17 protein-coding genes and 1 tRNA gene are annotated in these 19,785 nt (G+C 46.1%); 13 read left to right on the plus strand and 5 right to left on the minus strand.

All coding sequences use genetic code 11. The features are described 5' to 3' along the window. The first annotated feature begins 13 nt into the window (after positions 1-13). From B2W60_RS06815 to B2W60_RS06835, 5 genes are all read left to right on the plus strand, one after another. Positions 14-1,504: an NAD(P)H-hydrate dehydratase gene (locus tag B2W60_RS06815; RefSeq protein WP_292361961.1), complete on the plus strand. Its 1,491-nt coding sequence runs from the start codon at positions 14-16 to the stop codon at positions 1,502-1,504. After that, entirely contained in the window at positions 1,504-1,956 is a 453-nt protein-coding gene (gene tsaE, locus B2W60_RS06820; protein WP_292361960.1) for a tRNA (adenosine(37)-N6)-threonylcarbamoyltransferase complex ATPase subunit type 1 TsaE, read from the plus strand. The genes B2W60_RS06815 and tsaE overlap by 1 nt, the downstream gene beginning before the upstream one ends. A gap of 101 nt (positions 1,957-2,057) precedes the next feature. Continuing rightward, entirely contained in the window at positions 2,058-3,467 is a 1,410-nt protein-coding gene (locus tag B2W60_RS06825) for an N-acetylmuramoyl-L-alanine amidase (protein WP_292361959.1), read from the plus strand. A gap of 48 nt (positions 3,468-3,515) precedes the next feature. Beyond that, on the plus strand, positions 3,516-5,192 hold the full coding sequence (gene mutL / locus B2W60_RS06830; RefSeq protein ID WP_292361958.1) for a DNA mismatch repair endonuclease MutL: 1,677 nt from the start codon (positions 3,516-3,518) through the stop codon (positions 5,190-5,192). Between the two features lie 27 nt (positions 5,193-5,219). Beyond that, entirely contained in the window at positions 5,220-6,335 is a 1,116-nt protein-coding gene (locus B2W60_RS06835; RefSeq protein ID WP_292361957.1) for a hypothetical protein, read from the plus strand. 39 nt (positions 6,336-6,374) lie between these two features. Here B2W60_RS06835 and B2W60_RS06840 read toward each other — a convergent pair whose 3' ends face one another. Both B2W60_RS06840 and B2W60_RS06845 read right to left on the minus strand, forming a co-directional pair. Then, the gene (locus tag B2W60_RS06840) at positions 6,375-9,497 is read right to left on the minus strand and encodes an efflux RND transporter permease subunit (protein ID WP_292361956.1); all 3,123 of its coding nucleotides are present in this window, start codon (positions 9,495-9,497) and stop codon (positions 6,375-6,377) included. 45 nt (positions 9,498-9,542) lie between these two features. Next, a complete protein-coding gene (locus tag B2W60_RS06845) occupies positions 9,543-10,616 on the minus strand; it encodes a hypothetical protein (RefSeq protein WP_292361955.1) in 1,074 nt (357 codons plus the stop codon). A 134-nt stretch (positions 10,617-10,750) separates the two neighbouring features. Between B2W60_RS06845 and B2W60_RS06850 the strand changes: the two genes are divergently transcribed. From B2W60_RS06850 to dhaL, 3 genes are all read left to right on the plus strand, one after another. Next, positions 10,751-10,826: transfer RNA gene (locus B2W60_RS06850), tRNA-Phe, on the plus strand. A gap of 623 nt (positions 10,827-11,449) precedes the next feature. Beyond that, on the plus strand, positions 11,450-12,625 hold the full coding sequence (locus tag B2W60_RS06855; RefSeq protein WP_292361954.1) for a porin: 1,176 nt from the start codon (positions 11,450-11,452) through the stop codon (positions 12,623-12,625). 153 nt (positions 12,626-12,778) lie between these two features. Beyond that, positions 12,779-13,414 (plus strand): dihydroxyacetone kinase subunit DhaL, encoded by a 636-nt coding sequence (dhaL, locus tag B2W60_RS06860; protein ID WP_292361953.1) that lies wholly within the window; start codon positions 12,779-12,781, stop codon positions 13,412-13,414. Between the two features lie 53 nt (positions 13,415-13,467). On the opposite strand, the gene B2W60_RS06865 is transcribed toward dhaL, so the two are convergent. From B2W60_RS06865 to B2W60_RS06875, 3 genes are all read right to left on the minus strand, one after another. After that, a complete protein-coding gene (locus B2W60_RS06865) occupies positions 13,468-13,839 on the minus strand; it encodes a GxxExxY protein (protein WP_292361952.1) in 372 nt (123 codons plus the stop codon). Between the two features lie 78 nt (positions 13,840-13,917). Continuing rightward, positions 13,918-14,907 carry a dihydroxyacetone kinase subunit DhaK gene (dhaK, locus tag B2W60_RS06870; protein WP_292361951.1) on the minus strand — a complete coding sequence of 330 codons (990 nt, stop codon included), beginning with the start codon at positions 14,905-14,907 and terminating at the stop codon, positions 13,918-13,920. A 19-nt stretch (positions 14,908-14,926) separates the two neighbouring features. Then, positions 14,927-15,760 (minus strand): HAD-IIA family hydrolase, encoded by an 834-nt coding sequence (locus B2W60_RS06875; protein WP_292361950.1) that lies wholly within the window; start codon positions 15,758-15,760, stop codon positions 14,927-14,929. Positions 15,761-15,966: 206 nt separating this feature from the next. On the opposite strand from B2W60_RS06875, the gene hxlA (B2W60_RS06880) reads away from it, so the two are divergent. The 5 genes from hxlA (B2W60_RS06880) (at position 15,967) to hxlB (ending at position 19,674) form a co-directional block, all read left to right on the plus strand. Further along, on the plus strand, positions 15,967-16,608 hold the full coding sequence (gene hxlA, locus B2W60_RS06880; protein ID WP_292361949.1) for a 3-hexulose-6-phosphate synthase: 642 nt from the start codon (positions 15,967-15,969) through the stop codon (positions 16,606-16,608). Between the two features lie 274 nt (positions 16,609-16,882). Next, positions 16,883-17,200, plus strand: coding sequence for a hypothetical protein (locus B2W60_RS06885; protein ID WP_292361948.1), 318 nt, complete (start codon positions 16,883-16,885; stop codon positions 17,198-17,200). Between the two features lie 142 nt (positions 17,201-17,342). Further along, entirely contained in the window at positions 17,343-18,326 is a 984-nt protein-coding gene (locus B2W60_RS06890) for a transaldolase (protein ID WP_292356641.1), read from the plus strand. Positions 18,327-18,486: 160 nt separating this feature from the next. Beyond that, entirely contained in the window at positions 18,487-19,122 is a 636-nt protein-coding gene (gene hxlA / locus B2W60_RS06895; RefSeq protein WP_292361947.1) for a 3-hexulose-6-phosphate synthase, read from the plus strand. Between the two features lie 12 nt (positions 19,123-19,134). Continuing rightward, entirely contained in the window at positions 19,135-19,674 is a 540-nt protein-coding gene (hxlB, locus tag B2W60_RS06900) for a 6-phospho-3-hexuloisomerase (protein ID WP_292361946.1), read from the plus strand. The last annotated feature ends 111 nt before the right edge of the window (positions 19,675-19,785 follow it).

Raw genomic sequence — 19,785 nt, forward strand, 5'->3', positions numbered from 1 at the left:
GGGATATTATTTTATGTCGACCTTGCCACATGAACTCTACACTGCTGAGCAAACCCGTGAACTGGAACGTATCGTTACGGAGCAACATAACATTTCCCCAGCAAAATTAATGTCACGTGCTGGAGAAGCGGCGCTGGATGCAATTAAAAATTACTGGCCTCAAGCCGAACGCATTCTGGTGGTCTGCGGTACCGGTAATAATGGAGGCGATGGTTTTGAGTTGGCTCGTCAGGCGTTAGCAAAAGATTACCGTGTCGTGGCATTTCAAGTTGGCGACGAGAAGGAAATGAGCCAGGAAGCGCTCGCGGCCCGTGAAGCCTATATTGCAACGGGTAATGAAATTCATCGCTTTGAAGATAAATTACCCACGACCGACGTTATTGTGGATGCGCTTTTAGGGACAGGTCTTAACCGTGAAGTAAGTGGTGACTACGCTCTCGCCATTGATGCTATCAACCAGCATACCAAACGTATTCCCGTTCTGGCGCTGGACATTCCTTCCGGCATTCACGCCAATACCGGGCGAGCTCTGGGAACAGCAGTTCACGCTACCATCACCTTGAGCTTTCTTGGCCTGAATAAAGGCCTGTTTACCGGTGAAGGGCCGAACTTTTGCGGTGAGGTCTGTTTTGATTCGCTAAAAGTCCCTTCCGCCATTTATAACGTCTTTACTCCAATTGCACGTCGCGTCAGTCTTGAAAATGACGCAGCTGGATTAGCACCGCGTGAGCGCACAGGACATAAAGGTCTATACGGTCATTTATTTATTATTGGTGGTGACCACGGAATGCCGGGAGCAGCACGTGTTGCCGCAGAAGCAGGGGCGCGTGTTGGCGCAGGACTGATTAGTATTGCCACCCGCAGCACGCATGGCCCAATCCTCAATCTGGCCCGACCGGAATTGATGTGCTACGGCGTGGAGGATGCCGGTGATCTGGAAGCGTTGTTACGTCCGGCCAATGCCTTAACGGTTGGTCCCGGTTTAGGCCAGAGTGAATGGGGTATTGCGTTATTCCACAAAGCGATTGAGACCAACTTACCCATGGTAGTGGATGCTGACGCATTAAACCTGCTGAGCAAAAATCCGCAACATCATGACAATTGGGTGCTCACACCACATCCGGGTGAAGCTGCACGCTTGTTGGGTTGCAGCTCAGAAGATATTCAAGCCGATCGTTTTGCAGCCGTTTATGAGCTGCAAAGACGTTATGGTGGTGTGGTCGTGCTGAAAGGATCCGGCTCATTAATCTCAAACGGAGAAGCGCCTACCCGCCTCTCCACCTGGGGTAATCCAGGAATGGGCAGTGGCGGTATGGGTGATGTACTGGCTGGTGTCATAGGCGGTTTGCTGGCACAACATTTCCCGATAATGGATGCAGCCTGTGTTGGCGTGACATTACATGGTATGGCAGCGGACAGAGCTGCTGAATTGGATGGTGAACGCGGGACACTGGCAATGGATTTGATGCCACATCTCCGTCGATTAGCGAACCTTATCTATTAATGCTCTGGCTCGCTGACGAACAATCCACCCTGGATTTGGCTGCTAAACTGGCAGTATTATTGCCCGAATCAGCATTTTGCATTCATCTGAAAGGTGATCTTGGAGCTGGCAAAACCACTTTTGTCCGGGGGCTACTTACCGCTCTGGGACATACTGGAAAAGTCAAAAGTCCGACCTACACTCTGGTGGAACATTACATTATCCATCAGCGGGATATTTATCATTTTGATCTGTATCGCCTGGCGGATCCGGAAGAATTACTCTATCTCGGTATTGAGGATTATTTTTCTGCAAATACCCTGACATTAATCGAATGGCCGGAGCAAGGTAAAGGTGTATTACCTGAACCGGATCTGCTGATCTCATTGAATTATCAGTCTTCCGGCCGACAAGTGATTCTTACTGCTTATTCAGAAGTCGCGTCAGATATCTGCGAAAAACTTCACAATTAATTCAGCTTTACTCTGTATCTCTTTTAAAAATATAGAAAAAAGTCTTGATTTTTTATTCCTTCAATCACAAACTAAGGCTGAGTAAATTGCAGGAACTGACTATGTCTCGTTTATTATTGGGATGGATAATGCTGATATTAACTGCCACGGCGCATAGCGCATCGGTAGAAAATATCCGTGTCTCCCAAAATGAAAACCTGACCCGCGTTGTGCTGGATCTGGATAAAGCACTGGAGTACAAGAGTTTTACCCTGACCAACCCGCATCGTTTAGTTGTGGATATTAAAGCGGCCAAAGTCAATAAAGCCTTAATTGCCCCCACTTTCAACAGTGCCGTGGTCGATAAAATTCGCCATGCCCAGCACGATCAAAATACCTATCGTTTGGTATTTGATCTTAAACAAGCCACAGATTATGAAATCCGAGCCTTGATTCCTGAAGGTGAATACTCCCATCGTCTGCTGGTTGATTTAAAACATGGGCCAGCCACTGCTGCTGTTGCCAAAAATAAAACGACCCAATCTCCAGACCCCAATGCTGAAACATCGACTGATCAGCCTTCGTCTAATCAGGCAAAAAATAATGACGCTCCCTCGCAGGCTAAAACAACATCCAGTGAGCTGCCGCAGGCAACTGCAACAACCGTGAGAAGCAGACCAGTATTACCACGTCGTGATATTGTTATCGCAATTGATCCTGGCCATGGCGGTCGTGATCCGGGAGCCATTGGCCGCAACGGTACGCGGGAAAAAGATGTCGTACTGGCCATCTCACGACGACTGGCTAAACTGGTTAACGACGAGCCGGGCATGCGAGCTTATATGACGCGGGATCGAGATGAATTTATTACCCTGAGACAGCGTATTCAACGTGCCAAACAAAACGGTGCTGATATGTTTATCTCTATCCATGCCGATGCGTTTCAGCGTACCAGTGCCAAAGGCTCTTCCGTCTATGTTCTGTCTTCCCGCGGTGCCAGCAGTGAAGCAGCCCAGATTTTGGCTGATCGGGAAAATGCTGCAGATCTGGCTGGTGGAATCAGTCTGGAAGACAAAGATGATTTGTTGGCGTCGGTATTACTCGACTTGTCTCAAACTGCCAGTCTGGAAGCCAGTCTGGAAGTCGGCAACAGTGTTCTGGGTGGCTTGAAGCGGGTTGGACCTGTGCATAAAAAACAAGTTGAATCAGCGGCTTTCGTGGTACTTAAGTCACCGGATATTCCATCGGTTCTGGTAGAAACAGCATTTATTTCTAACCCCGAAGAAGAACGCAAGCTCAACGATGTCAATCACCAGAACAAACTTGCTCAAGCCATGTTGGCCGGGATTCGCAGCTATTTCCAGCGTAACCCCATCACACAGCAGGTCAAACCTCAGCAGCATATTGTCAGCCGTGGAGATACACTCAGTGCCATTGCACAGCGTTATCGTGTGAATATGATGGAACTTAAATCAACCAACAATCTGCAAACCAGTACCTTACATGTTGGTGATATACTGAAAATTCCTTAAGCGTTTTTTGACTGCGGAATTCCTCTTCGCAACTGTTAAACTGTGTCAATGCTGACACCGAAACGTATCCATGCTCTCCCCTTGCAACTCGCCAATCAGATTGCGGCTGGCGAAGTTATCGAACGCCCGGCATCAGTCATTAAGGAGCTGGTCGAAAACAGCCTTGATGCAGCCACAACGGAAATTGATGTCACCATTGAAGGATCCGGCAGTCAGCTGATTCAGGTTCGGGACAATGGCTCAGGTATTCATCCTGATGATCTCTGTCTGGCACTCAGTCGCCATGCCACCAGCAAAATTTCTTCCAGTGATCAGCTGAGCCAGATTTCCAGTCTGGGATTTCGTGGAGAAGCCTTACCCAGTATCAGCTCGGTTTCCAATCTGAGTTTGATTTCCAGACAACATGATAGTGAATGTGGCTGGCAAATCCATTTTGAAACAGATATGCCTGAGCCGGTTCCACATCCGAAAGGTACGACCGTGGCGGTGCGTGATCTTTTCTTCAACCTGCCTGCACGCCGACGCTTTCTTCGTAGTGCCCGCACCGAACAGCAACAGATTCTCACGACACTGCAACGTCTGGCATTAAGCCGATTTGATGTGCGGTTTCAGTGTAATTTAAATGGTCAGCAAAAATTAAATCTGCCGATTGCTCAGACCGATGCACAGCAATTAGCCAGGATTGGGAAAATCTGTGGACAAACCTTCGTCAAACAAGCACTTGTTATTGACCAGCAATTTGATGTCATCAATATCAAGGGTTGGTTGGGTCATACCGAAGCACATCGGCCACAAGCCGATCAGCAATACTTTTTTATTAATGGCCGGGTCATCCGGGATCGACTGATAAGTCAGGTGATTCGTCAGGCTTATGCGGATCTCATTCCGGCCGGCCGGCATCCGGCTTATGTTTTATACATGACAATTCCACTGGACCGAGTGGATATTAATGTGCATCCTACCAAACACGAAGTTCGGTTTCGCGAGACCCGACTGATTCACGGCCTTATTCATCGGGCCATTAGCGATGAATTACATGGACAAATCAGACCTGTGCACTCCGTACCGTCATCAGCTTCTTCTGCACCACGTATTGCAGAATCCACTGCCAGCTATCAGGAGCACCAGTTTTCCAATGCCCGGCATGAATCGTCACTGCAGATAGCATTTCCGGTGAATCGATCCAATTCAACAGATGGTTTTCAGTTAATACAGGTATTGCATCAACGCTTTGCCTGGGCACTGTTTCAGCAACAGCATTACCTGATTGATTTACCCAGGGCTCTGTCAACTTTGCGCCAGCAACAATTTGCCGGGCATCTGCAAAAACTGCCATTACAAAGCCGCCCGATATTAGTTCCACTGAATATCCCTTGTACTGCCGCTCAGCAAGTAGCTGTTGCTGAACAACAGAGCTTGCTGGACAACTTTGGTTTCGAACTGCAGCCACAGGATGATTCACTCATCATTAAAAAAATTCCTGTCGCGCTGGCACAGTTAGATCTGAAAACCATGGTGATCAGCGTCATAGATGCGGTCAGCCAAAAAAATATGGATGCCACAATGCTGGGTCAACATCTGTTGAACCTGCTGCAAACGACTGACACGATTCAACCGCAACAGACTGAGCAATGGCTGCAGAATGTATCCCCGTCGGAATGTATTCATCAGTCATGGTGCCGGAAACTTGATTTGCTAACACTGGGTAGCTTATTCTCGGACTGAATAAACATGCACTGAGGCGGTTTTCAAATGGATCGAGCCCGTACAGGTTCTACAATAGTCGCGGCGATACTCGCTGTTATCGTGTTATTACTGTTTGGCTACTTGTTATGGAGTGACGCCCCGCCAAATCGCAGTGAGCTCACTGTTGATCCTCCGATAGAAGTCATCGAACCGGATTTACCGCTGGAAATAATCCGCTCCGCAGAAGAGTTGCCCGACAGTGAAACCATTCGTGAGCAGGAAGCAGAAGAGTTTGTAGATCGTTTGGCTGATTCCAACTCGGATTCGATTATTGTCAATGAATACGAAGATATGTTTGTCCGACCAGACAGTATTATTGCTCTGCCGGAGCTGGAACAACGTGTCACGACACTGAAAAGTCTGATGGATGATAAATCGCTTAGCGCTAATACCCCCCTGACTCTCCGCTATACTGAACAAATCAGCGAAAATACCACGTTACAGGAGCTGGAAGCTGAAGAAGAGGATCATATCGCTCCCGTTACCATTGTGACTGAGCAGGGCGAGACCATCACTGCTCCGCTGGTGGAGTTATTAAAACGTGATGATATCGATCACACAGCACCTGTTACACAGATCCGTCAACAGAAACAGGTCAGGCAGATTAAAGCCAGCGAACTGGCAGATGCTGATATACCAGCGGATCAGGAAATGTCTGTGACGATCAGTCGTGGTGTACAGAAGCTGGATATCGCCGATTTAATTGATAGTGATACAGCCGAAATGCAGGACAGTCTGTTTTATCTGCATCGGGTAACAGAAGAAGATGTCCAAGGTTTGTGGGGCATTATTCAAACAGGTTTGATTCGTAATTTTCGTCAGGGTATCCGTCTGCAACGAAACGGTGCTGAACAAAATGTCAGTGTGCTTATTCCGGCGGACGCCGATGAACCTTTGCCCACTGGTTTAAGTTCTTTTCTTGGTAAAATCCTGCATCAGAAAGTCTCGACCAGTTATGTCTATAACTTTAATACCCATACCATGGGATATGATCCAAACATCATTCATCCGGGACAGGAATTGATTCTGATCCGTTTTTCCGGCGAAGAGTTGAAAGATATCTATCAATTCTTTGCTGAACAGAAAAGTAACACCACAGAAACCTTTGCTATTGGTCGCTGATGATTGTTGAAATCATTTTGATCGCATTTGTACTCGGCATTATTGCGTTTGCATGGTGGTTTCCATTTGACTGACCCGACGTTTTTTAAATTCGCCATAACGCAACATCACACTGGGCAAAACTAACAAAGTCAGCAAAGTTGACGAAATCAATCCTCCAATAATAATGGCAGCCATCGGCCCCATTATTTCGCGTCCCGGACTATCCGCGTTGATAGCAATCGGCAGCATCGCCAATGCAGTTACCAACGCTGTAATCAATATTGATGGCAGACGCTCAAGTGCACCTTGAATAGCTGTTTCCATGTTCCAGACTTTACCCTCATGTTCAATCAGGTGCTGGTAGTGTGACACCAGCATAATCGCATTACGCAGTGTGATACCAAACAGTGTGACAAATCCGACCAGCGAACCAATAGATAACACCCCACCGGTTAACCAGGCCGCCATCACACCTCCTAATAATGAAAAAGGCAGATTTAATAACACCAGCCAGGTATTCCGCACACTGCGCAGAGCCATAAACAGCAAAATCAACACTACCAGCCCGACCAGAACCGAGTGCACTAACAGATCCTTACGCGATTCGGCTTCAGCCACAGCGGTGCCGGTAAATTCAGGATAGTTATCCGCATCAAACTGTACCTGCTGATGCACACGTTGCTGTAATTCATTAAAGAAAGAACGTAAATCACGACCGCTGACATTGCAAGTGATGGTTTGCAGTCGTTGAGCACCATGGTGCAGAATCGCGTGACGACCTGAAACCTGCTGTACTTCGGCGACATCGCCTAACGTCAGCATACGATTATCCAGAGTACGCAACGGCAAACTTAATAAGTGATGTGGCTGTTCACGTAATTGCGGTGGCAGAACCACGTTAATATCAAATAGACGGTTCCCTTCGGCAATCTGACCCACTTTAATACCATCAAAGGCAGCTTTAATGTTTTGCATCACCGTCGCCGGTTGCAAGCCCCATTGGGGTAATTCTTCGAGTTTTATCCGCACTTGCAACTGAGGTTCGCCTGGTGGTGCACGTAACTGAATATCCGTTGCGCCCTCAATGTCTGCCATCACATCAGCCACTTCACGTGCTTTGTAATCCAGAGCATCAAGATCATTACCATAAATATTGACGACAACCGGCGAGGTATAGCCCGAGATAGTCTCATCGATACGCTCTGTCAGAAAGGTATTCACCTCAGAGCTGATCCCCGGGAATTCTTCAAGGATTTCGCGGATTTCATCCAAAATCGCCTGTTGTTCAGAACCTGACAGTGGCTCCAGATCCACTTCATATTCACTGTAATGGGTGCCAAAGGTATCGGCTCCCCGTTCTGCACGCCCGGCCCATTGTGAAGTCGCTCGCACGCCGGGTATAGCCGCCACACGCTGTTCTATTAAACCACCTATGCGTAATGATTCCTGCAACGAGGTTCCGGGCACACTGGCTGTATGAATAATGTAATGTCCTTCACGCAGCTCAGGTAAAAATCGTCCGCCGAAATAAGGCAGCAAACTGGCACCAGCCAGGCAAAAGATCAGTACGGATAACACCATCAGCTTGGGAAACTGGCAAGTGACTCGTAATATCTGCCCATAGCCGACTTGTAACCAGTGAATTAACGGTGGCTCGGTAGTGCGTGTGACGCCAATCCGGCTTAGCAAGACATGGCAAAGTGCTGGCGTAACAGTCAACGCAACGAATAAGGATGCCAGAATCGCCAGAATATACGCCTGTCCCAAAGGCTCGAACATTCGTCCCGCTACGCCGCCCAGTGTTAATAACGGCACAAATACCAGCATCACAATCAAACTGGCATAAACCACCGAACTACGCACCTCCATGGACGCTTCATAGACGATTTGAATAACGGGCCGTGGTTCTCTCAACACCGCATTTTCCCGCAGTCGCCGGAAGATATTCTCGGTATCAATAATGGCATCATCCACAACTTCGCCCAAGGCAATCGCCAGACCGCCCAACACCATAATATTGATATTGACGCCGAATTCGAGCAGCACGATTAATGCCGCAAATAATGACAACGGAATCGCTGTCATGGAAATTATCGCGGTGCGTAAATTAAACAGAAATAAAAACAGCACCAATAACACCAAACCGCCGCCCACCAGCAAATGATGTCGAATATTCGCCAGTGATGTTTGTATATAGTTGGCTGGGCGGAACAGATCCGCATGTAACTCAATACCATCGACCTCAAACCCATCCCGAAACTCGTTCAGAGCGGTTTCAACGCCTTGCGTCACAGCCAGCGTATTAGCCTTATATTGACCAATGACCATCAACACAATGCCAGCCTTGCCGCCAATGGCTGCACCACCGATTGCTGGAGCCGGACCATATTCAATTGTGGCAACGTCACCAAGATGTAATACCGATTGGCCCTGCTGACGAATGACCACATTCGCCATCGTTTCAGCACTCACCGGCTGGCCGATCACCTGAAGCATCATTCGCTGGTTGGCATTTTCAATAAACCCACTACCCTGCAATGCCGTAGCTTCGCGTGCTGCGGCAACGATATCTAATGGCGACAACTGATACATGGCAAGCTTCTGCGGATCCAGCTGAATTTGCATTTGCTTTTCAGCACCGCCGAATACGTTGATATCCGCCACACCATCTACAGCAAGCAATCTGGGTGTTAAGGTCCAGTCGACCATTTCCCGCAAACGCATGATGCTCTGTTGATCCGACGTTAAACCAATGGTCATAATCGTGCCGGAAGACGACTCAAGCGGCACCATCAAAGCGGGACCGACACCTTGCGGTAACTGGCCCTGTGCCGGCATCAACCGTTCTGAAACCAACTGACGGTTAAGATAAATATCGGTTTTGTCTTCAAAAGTAATAATGACAACAGATAAACCGGGAGTGGAGGCCGAACGCACAAACATGACATCCGGTAAGCCGCCCAATGCATTTTCAATCGGTTGGGTAACCAGCGTTTCCACCTGCTCGGCAGTAAACCCCGATGCTTCGGTCTGAATAATAACCTGCTTCGGTGCAAATTCAGGAAACACATCCAGACTGGCTTTATAAATTTGATAACAGCCATAACCAAGCATCAACACGGCTATAGCCAATACGACACCCCGTGCACGAACCGAAAAGGCAACCAAATGAGAGAGCATCCGTGTTCCTGTTATTTATCAAATAATGGTTTGTAGTGAATTCGATTAGTCATCATCATCGTCTTCATCATGGATTTGCCATTTAAACTCTTCCGACAACAATGTCTGAGCCCCTGAGGTGACGATAGCATCACCCGGATGAATCCCTCTTTGAAGATGAATACCCTCGACAGAATGAATGCCTTCCGCCAATGATATCCGCTGGAATCGTTCATCATTGATTCGCAGGTATGTCCACGGTTGTCCCGCGTACCAGATGACGGATTGATATGGGATCATCACACCTGATAATGCGTTATCGGAATTGGGCACCCATACCTGTAATCGGGCCCCTTCCCGCAACGATGAGGATTTATTCAGGAAATACCAGGTTTCACCACTTAATACCGGATCGGCCGTAAAGGCAGCGGCCAATCGTTGCGCCTGCCCCACGTTATTTTCCTGATTGGTTTGTTGCCAACGAATGGTAGTCGCGCGCTGATTCAAGCTTTGATTCACCGGCAATATGACTTTTATAACGGTCTGCTCCCTTGCCATCAGCAGATTGAAATCTTCACCGCCCTTAATAATCCAGTCAGCAATGGGGGCTGGCCACTGCTGACGTATTTCGGCATGGCAGTTGTTGACCAGTTGCTGTTTTAACCCGGATTCGGCCTGAGCCACCAATAAATTGCTCTGGGCGAAATTAACCTCTTTTGATGCCACACTTCCCGTTGCCTGCTGTAATGTTTTCAGGCGTGAAAGCTCTTTGCTCATCCCCTGTTCATTCACCTGAGCAAGACGATGTTGCATTTCCGCCTCAACACAACGTGAACGGGCTAATTGTAAATCCTGTGTCGGAATAACCACGGCAGAGGCACGCATCTCTGGAGTATGGAAGCTTTCCATCAACGTCTGACTTTTGATAGAGGCCAATTCCTGGGCGGCTTCAGTTACCTCAACCGATAGCGCAAATTGATGATGCTGCTTCTCATCATCATTATCATCCCTATCCGGATTTTCAACCGTTCTGTTATCTGAAGGGACTGGCGAATCAAATAATGGCGAAAAAAAATAAACAGCCGAAGCTATCGCTAAAACACTGATGACCCACAATAAAATACGTTGGCTTGAATTCATTTTTATTTGCTGCCCCGATGCAAAACTGCCCGTCATTACAGCATGGCTGCATAAATGCCACAAGGACAACTTCCCGGGATGCTTAACATGACTTGACAGCAGGCACTCGGGCAGGTTTAATACCGCACCTTGTTGGCTCGATAGCTCAGTTGGTAGAGCAAGGGATTGAAAATCCCTGTGTCCCTGGTTCGATTCCAGGTCGAGCCACCATCGAATTCAAAGCCCGGTTTGCATTGCAAACCGGGCTTTTTTATTGGCTGCTATTCCTGCTTTGATAACTAACCACAGAGACACAGAGGGCACAGAGATTTAATAGAAGTTTATCCGCAGATTACGCAGATTTTCACAGATATTATAAAGCTGCATTTATTGAGGTAGCTTTGAAGGCTGCTTGTGTTTGGGTATAAAAATTAACCACGGAGACACCGAAACCAATAAGCTCTTGTTAAATTGTTAGTATAGGATCTGTTGATAGGCCGAAAAACCAATCATTAAGTCTTCAAAGTTTAATCTGCGTTCATCTGCGTAATCTGCGGATTACCTTTCTTCCTCATTGTTACTAGTGGTTTCAGCAACTTTACCTGCAAATATTAATCTCTGTGCACTCTGTGTCTCTGTGGTTAATTTGTTTTTGTCCTAACATATATAGTATGAAAACCTTCATTGTTGTAAAAAACACACACATTCGTGGCAAAATGACCAAATTCACATTTTTTTGTTGTAAAAGTGTTGCAAAGGTTTTTCAGATGTGGAAAATACAGTCTTAACCGCGAAACATTCCGGTTACGAGAGAAACTTAAAGTAATCTGTTAACAACTAGAAGGTGAACAGACATGAAAAAAACTACACTAGCTACATTAGTCGGCGCAGCAGCATTTGCAGCAGCCGGCGCAGCTAACGCGACAATCGTCGTTGGCGGCGAAAACGGATACGAATTCAGTGTTGACGGTAACATCAACCAATTCTTCGTACAATCAGATGCAGACGTTGCCGGTGGTGGCAGCAACGATAACAGCCGTGTTCGTAACGGTTTATTGCCAACATTCTTTGGCTTCAACGTTAAAGCTCCTGAAATCAATGGCTTGACAGTTGGTGCACGTGTTTCTATCTCTCCATCAACTAACGGTGGTAGCTACTTTAACGAAGGCCAGAACGGTTCAGCAATGGAGCAACGTGAAGCGTTTGCAACTGTTGATGGTGCTTTCGGTCAAGTAATGCTGGGTAAAGGCTTAGGTCTTTATGGCTCACACAACATTCTGTTAGACCAAACTTTATACGGCGTTGGTGCTGTTGTAGCTGGTAACTCGGATAATGGCCAAACAACTTTAGGTCGTATCGGTTACGGTTATGACTATGCCGACTGGCGTTCACAAATGCGTTGGACTTCAGTTGATATGGCTGGTTTCAAGGTTGCTTTAGCGGTTATGGATGCTGACGAAGTTGGCACTTTAGCTGGCGGAAGCGCAGAAAAAGATCCACGTTATGAAGCTGACCTGAGCTATGCAACTAACTTTGATGGCGGCATGTTTAAAGCTTGGTTGAGCGGCATGACTCAAAAAATTGATGGTGCTGGTGGCGATATCAAATCAAATGCATGGACATTAGGTGCAAACCTTGGTTTAGGCGGCTTTGACTTTGTTGCAGCTTATTATGACAACAAAGGTGTGGGCGACTTAGGTGGCCTTGCGTTTGGTTCTGCAACTGATGCTAATGGCAAAGAGCGTGATGGTGATGGTTATTACGTTCAAGCTGGCTACACTTTCGCTGGCGTAACAGCAGTTAAAGCATCTTATGGTGAGTCAACATTAGACCTGACTTCTGCTGAAAAAGCAGGCACGATTGCTACTTATGATATTGATAAACGTAGCATGTGGACTGTAGGTGTTTACCACGATGTGACTTCAAACCTGAAACTGGTTGCTGAATACTCGCAAATGGAAGATGAATTCCACAGCGGTGGCGAGTTAGACACTGACGTATTAGCTATCGGTGGTTTCATCAGCTGGTAAGCAGTTATTTTCTAAACCTCCGGGTTTAGTTTAAAACTGATAAAAAGCCTCAACCTTCGGGTTGGGGCTTTTTTTTAGCTTCTGACGTTTTCGGAAATCAAAAGCTACGTTATGCTAAGCCGATTATGCTAATAACCAGGTTAAGAGGTATGTATGTCTGACAGCAGTATTTCTGTTTTACCGTTTATCCACGCTATCAAAGATACCATAAACAGTCATGCAGATGAAATTGCGCATTTGGATCAGGCGATTGGCGATGGTGATCACCTGATTAACCTGCAGCGGGGAATTGACGCATTGCTGAAAAACCGTGATGAACTGGAACAACTGGACTTTTCAGCCGCGTTGAGCAAAATCGGGTTGACATTGATGTCGACCATGGGTGGCGCATCGGGATCATTATTTGGATCCATGTTTGTCACGATGGGTAAAACAGCCAAAGAGAAACCTGTTGCATTGGAAAGTATCAGCGAGATTTTTACGGCGGGCGTGGAATCCATTAAAGCCCGTGGGAAAGCTGATATCGGTGAAAAAACCATGCTGGATACCCTGATTCCAGCCTCAACCAGTCTGCAGGAGAGCATGACCCATGAAGCCGAACTGTCCATTGCACTGGAGAGTATGAAACAAGCGGCAATTGAAGGGATGGAATCGACGGAGGATATGCTCGCCACCAAAGGCCGAGCATCATTTCTCGGCGAACGCGCCCGGGGCCATATCGATGCCGGTGCCCGCACCAGCCAGTTGATGCTGTGTGCTATTGCTGATGTGATTCTTGAAAATGGTTAACCACAGAGACACATAGGGCACAGAGAATTAAAAAAAACATGCGGAGCGGAGGGTTAATCGTTTAGCATTCTCACAATGCCTTGTCGCATCATTGAAACATTAAAGTTGAGTAATAATCCATATCTCAGCTTTGCTAGTTTCAGGTAGGTTAAAAGTTGAGCTTTATGAAGCCCAGTAAGACTTTCTACTGTTTTTAACTCCACAATTACTTTGTCTTCAACCAGCAAATCTAGTCGATAAGCAGAGTTAAGTTGTCTACCTTTATAGAAAATTGGCAGGGGATATTGATTCAATAATCGTAAACCTCTCTGCTTTAATTCGCTTATCAGACACTCTTCATAAATTGCTTCTAAAAGGCCCGGACCAACTTGACGATGCACCTCAATTGCCGCACCAATAATTTCACCTGTTAATTCATTACTCATAAGCCTCCTCCCTGAGACATTACAATTTAGAAATCTATCACTATCTCTGTGCCCTCTGTGTCTCTGTGGTTAACGCTTTTAACAACCCCAACGAAGTGCGGCAGTATGTACAGGGGCATCCCACAGAGCGAGCATTTCTTCATCCAGTAAGGTCAATGTCACTGAGCAACCAGCCATATCGAGAGAGGTTGTGAAGTTACCAACTAACGAGCGTTTGATTTCAATCCCCTTCCCTTCCCAGAATTTTGCCGCCAAATCGTAGACCAGATAGAGCTCCATCAACGGTGTCGCGCCAAAACCATTTACATGTAACAACACCTGCTGACCAGGCTGAGGATTTAATTCCTTATCAATGGCGGCGGTTACATGCTGAACCAGTTCCTCTGCCGAAGCCATCGTCATCGGTTCACGCCCTCTTTCACCATGAATGCCGACGCCCATTTCAATTTCGTCTTCACTGATTTCAAATGTAGGACGCCCCGCAGCGGGTACGGTACAACTGCTTAAGGCAAAACCCATTGAGGCTGTATTATCAGCAACACGATCACCCAGCGCTTTACACCGGGACAGATCGTAATCCTGTTCTGCCGCGGCACCGACAATTTTCTCCACAATCAATGTGCCCGCCACCCCGCGGCGACCGGTACTATGTGCTTCGGGTAAAGACACGTCGTCTTTTACCAGTACCGTCTCATGCTGACATTCCAGCATTTCAGCCGCAATTTCAAAATTCATCACATCGCCAGCATAGTTTTTGACAATGAATAACACACCAGCACCATTTTCTACTGATTCGGCAGCAGCTAGCATCTGATCAGGGGTTGGTGAGGTAAAGATTTGTCCAGGACAGGCGGCATCCAACATGCCATTCCCTACGAGCCCGGTGTGAAGCGGTTCGTGTCCTGAACCACCACCGGAAATCAGTGCAACTTTTGGTTTTTCTGACAAAGTTAAACGACGGACAAATGCGGGTTGTTGCTGCAAATAAACAATATCCTGATGCGCTTTGGCAAAGCCGTTAAGGCTTTCCTCAAGCACTTTATCAACATGGTTCATTATTTTTTTCATTATCTCAATCTCCTGATTATCAGAGCTGTTTTAATATTGTCGTGATTTCCTGAATATCCTTAAATATCCAGTCGGGGCGATAATCAATATCCGCCAGATCGGCTTCCGATGACACTCCGGTTAACACCATAATGCTGCGCATACCGGCGTTAACGGCACCTAATATATCGGTATTTAATCTATCGCCAATCGCAACCGTGTTATGTTTATTTGTACCGAGAATTTCAAAAGCCTGCTGATACAGAATGGGTTCGGGCTTACCAATCACTATAGGTTCGACACCCGTTACCGCTGTTAAAGCGGCCAGTACACCACCATTTCCCATAACCTCGCCAAGTTCGGTGGGTAAGGTAGTATCTGCATTGGTGGCATAAAACTCAGCTCCGGCACGTATATTTAACGTTGCTGTGGCCAGCTTATCCCATGTCAGTTTCCTGTCTAAACCTGACACCACTATATCCGCCCAGATATTCTCAGTGTTGGATTGCGGATCAGCTGGGTAGTAAGTTGATGTAACTTCGAACCCTTGCTGCTGAAGCGGCTCAATTAACCCCGACTCGCCGATAACAAATACCCTCTTTTTTGAAGCCGGCAAGGTTTCTTTGAGATAACGCGCCGTGGCCATACTGGAAGTCAGAATCTCTTTTTCTGATACGACTACCCCCATATCAGCCAGTTTATTGAGATATTGCTGTTGCGTAAGACTTGCATTATTTGTCGCAAGCACGAAAGGAATCTCAACGTAGCGCAGAATAGAAAAAAATTCCGTTAACCCCGGCAGCGGCATATTGCCATGCCATAACACACCATCCATATCGATGATGAATCCACTCAGGTTGTTGATTGTCTGCATGATTACCTGCTTATTAAATAATGTTAAGTTAACTGAACCGGCAAAAAGCGTCGCATAGAACAAAATAGACTGTCCAGTAATGAATGATCGCGAAAATCGTGTAAAAGCCGGAAAAATTGACATAAATGAACGTTGTGCTTTATAGTCTGCGAGCGTATTTTCAACGTATAACTACAAACTAAATCAATTATTAGGAGCATGTCAGCATGGCAAAAGCACTTATCCAAATGGCTCTGGATTCTCTGGACTTCGATCAAACTCTCGCATTGGCAGAACAAGTTGCCCCTTATGTCGATATCCTGGAAGTCGGTACACCTTGCATTAAGTATAATGGCTTGGAAATCGTCACTGCCCTGAAAACCAAATTCCCTAACAACCTGATCCTGGTTGACCTGAAAACTATGGATGCTGGTGAATATGAATCAACACCTTTCTATGAAGCGGGTGCTGATATTTGTACTGTTCTGGGCGTATCTGACAAAGCAACTATGGGCGGCGTTATCAAAGCAGCCAATGCTAACAATGCAGAAGCTCAAATTGACTTGATCAGCGTTAAAGACAAAAAAGCTGTTGCAACTGAAGCCGCTAAAAACGGTGCGCAAATCATCGGTGTTCACACTGGTTTGGATGCACAGGCAGCTGGTCAAACACCATTTGCTGATCTGCAAGCAATCGCTTCATTGAATCTGGGTGTACGCATTTCTGTTGCTGGTGGTCTGAACAAAGACACCATCCAGAAAACAATTCAAGCTGGCGCAACAATTGTTGTCGTTGGTGCTGCAATCTACGGTGCACCATCTCCAGCAGAATCTGCTAAAGAACTGCGCGCATTGGTTGATGCTGCGTAAGCAGAACAAACAGTAGCATGAATAAAAACGAGTGGCCCAGTGCCACTCGTTTTTTTTAAGCTTAACTGACTCATCCGGATTCCACTGTGCCAGTTCTGCCAGCATAACTTATTGACCATGCAGATAAATTGGTCTAAAACAGCAGAGCATGATTATAATCATTGATCTGCAATCCAGCTGGCTTGCCACACAGAATCTAAAATAGTAATTTACCCGTTGCACCAACCTCATCATGTTGGGCAGATGGGGTTAAGAACGTAACAGGGGTATACTCATGAGTGATAAAGGTTTTTTTGCTTCAATCTGCAGCTTTTTCAAAGGATTGTTCTCGTCTGACAACGATAGTTGTTGCAAACCTGAATCGAAAGCAGCTGCGTCAGCACCAACTAAAGCGAATGATGGTTTAACTGGTGTAGAGCGTTACATCCGTGCTCAATCAAACGGTGGTTCATCGTTAACTGGTGTCGAAAAATATATTCGCAACCAATTAGCAACAAATAAACCCATGACTGGTGTTGAAAAATATATTCGCAGCAAAGCCAATGCAGCACCATTAACAGGTGTTGAGCGTTATATTCGCAGCAAAGCTTAAATAGCCTTTATTACGAATTTACTACCCCACCATTGGGTATCCAATGGTGGGTTGCTCGCGGTTTTTAACCGTAAACAGATTTTGTGATACTAAAAATTATTAAGCTCAATAGCTCTACAAACTAACTCAAGAAGGTAAGAAAATGGCGAATTTACTTGATCAATTAAAGCAAATGACCGTCGTTGTTGCTGATACGGGTGATATTCAAGCAATTGAAAAATACACTCCACGTGATGCAACAACTAATCCATCATTGATTACTGCTGCGGCGCAAATGCCACAATATCAAGGTATCGTTGACGATACATTGAAAGCAGCCCGTCAATCTTTGGGTGCGGATGCACCGGCATCTGAAGTTGTCTCTCTGGCTTTTGACCGTTTAGCCGTTTCATTTGGTCTGAAAATTCTGGAAATCATTCCGGGTCGTGTTTCTACAGAAGTTGATGCACGTCTGTCTTACGACACTGAAGCGACTATTGCCAAAGGCCGTGATCTGATTGCGCAATATGAAGCCGCTGGTGTTTCACGTGATCGTATTCTGATCAAAATTGCCTCAACCTGGGAAGGTATTCAGGCAGCAGCAGTACTGGAAAAAGAAGGTATTCATTGTAACCTGACGTTGTTGTTTGGTCTGCACCAAGCAGTTGCATGTGCGGAAAATGGCATTACACTGATTTCTCCATTTGTTGGACGTATCCTTGACTGGTATAAAAAAGATACCGGCCGTGATTCTTATCCTTCAAACGAAGATCCAGGTGTCTTGTCTGTTACTGAAATCTACAGCTACTACAAAAAATTTGGCTATAACACCGAAGTCATGGGCGCAAGTTTCCGTAACGTAGGTGAAATTACTGAATTGGCGGGCGTTGACCTGCTGACAATCTCTCCAGCATTGCTGGATGAGTTACAAAACACAGAAGGCACTCTGGAACGTAAACTTTCTCCAGAAGTTGCTGCAAAATCTGATGTTGCAAAACTGAATTTGGATAAAGCCACTTTCGATGCCATGCACGCTGAAAACCGCATGGCGGCAGAAAAACTGTCTGAAGGTATTGATGGCTTTGCCAAAGCACTGGAATCACTGGAAGAACTGCTGGCTACACGTCTGGCAAATCTGGAAAGCTAATTATTTATTAGCAATCTGCTGTCAGGTTGCGGCTTAATTGTCGCGACCTGATTCAACAGATTTTGGCTCAATTGACTTGCCGCCAAATTCTGAACTATAGTCCCGCTCGCACAATGAAGCGTGGCAATAATTTTTATTAAAATTTTAGGAGTAAAATAACATGGCTGAAATTCAAATGGCTCTGGATTCATTGGATTTTGACGCAACTATGGCGCTGGCTGAACAAGTCGCTCCTTACGTCGATATTCTGGAAATCGGTACACCTTGCATCAAGTACAACGGTCTGAAACTGGTTAAAGCTCTGAAAGCTGCCCACCCGGACAAAAAAATCCTGGTTGACCTGAAAACTATGGATGCTGGTGAATACGAAGCAACTCCTTTCTTTGAAGCTGGTGGTGATATCACTACTGTATTGGGTGCTTCTGATATGGCTACCATGAAAGGCGTTATTAAAGCTGCAAACGCTAACAATGCTGAAGCTCAAATCGATTTAATCGGTGTTGAAGATAAAACTGCTGTAGCTAAAGAAGCTGCTGCTAACGGCGCGCACATCATCGGTGTTCACACTGGTCTGGACGCACAAGCTGCTGGTCAAACTCCATTCGAAGATCTGAAAACCATCGCTGGTCTGGGTCTGAATGTTAAAGTTTCTGTTGCTGGTGGTATCAACAAAGACACTATCCAAAGCACCGTTCGTGCTGGCGCGGATATCGTTGTTGTTGGTGCGGCTATCTACGGTGCACCTTCTCCAGCAGAATCTGCTAAAGAATTACGTGCTTTGGTTGACGCAGCATAAAGGATTAGAAATATGACAATGCATCGTGATCTAGTTGTAAACAAAATCACTGATATCCTGAAAGCGACTGACAGTTCCCTTGAAGCTGAATTTGTTGCTATGTGTGATGATGCCAAACGCATCTTTATCACTGGCGCAGGTCGTTCAAGACTGGTTGGTAACTTCCTGGGTATGAGATTGATGCATAGTGGTTATACCGTGTATGTGCAGGGCGAAATCAGCACACCAAGTATCCGTGAAGGCGATTTGTTAATCGTTATTTCGGGTTCTGGTGAGACAACACAGCTGGTTTCATTTGCCAACAAAGCTAAATCTGAGAAAGCTAAAGTGGTTTTGATTTGTTCAAAATCCAGCTCGACGATTGGCGATTTGGCCGATAAAACCATTCAAATTGGTACTGATTCAAGCTTTGCTCCAACAAAAGGCATGCCGATGGGTACCATGTTTGAACTGTCTACGTTGATTTTCCTGGAAGCCATTGTTTCTCATCTTATTCATGAGAAAGGTATTCCTGAAGAGGAAATGAAATACAGACACGCTAATATGGAATAATCACTTTTTCTATTCTGTAATTTAAGAACGGGCAATCTTCGGGTTGCCCGTTTTTTTATGCCTGTCATTCCACCGCCCGGATGACCTTTTTTCAAGATCGAGACTGAGTAG

Source organism: Methylophaga sp. UBA2496 (assembly GCF_002341635.1).
GTDB lineage: Bacteria > Pseudomonadota > Gammaproteobacteria > Nitrosococcales > Methylophagaceae > Methylophaga.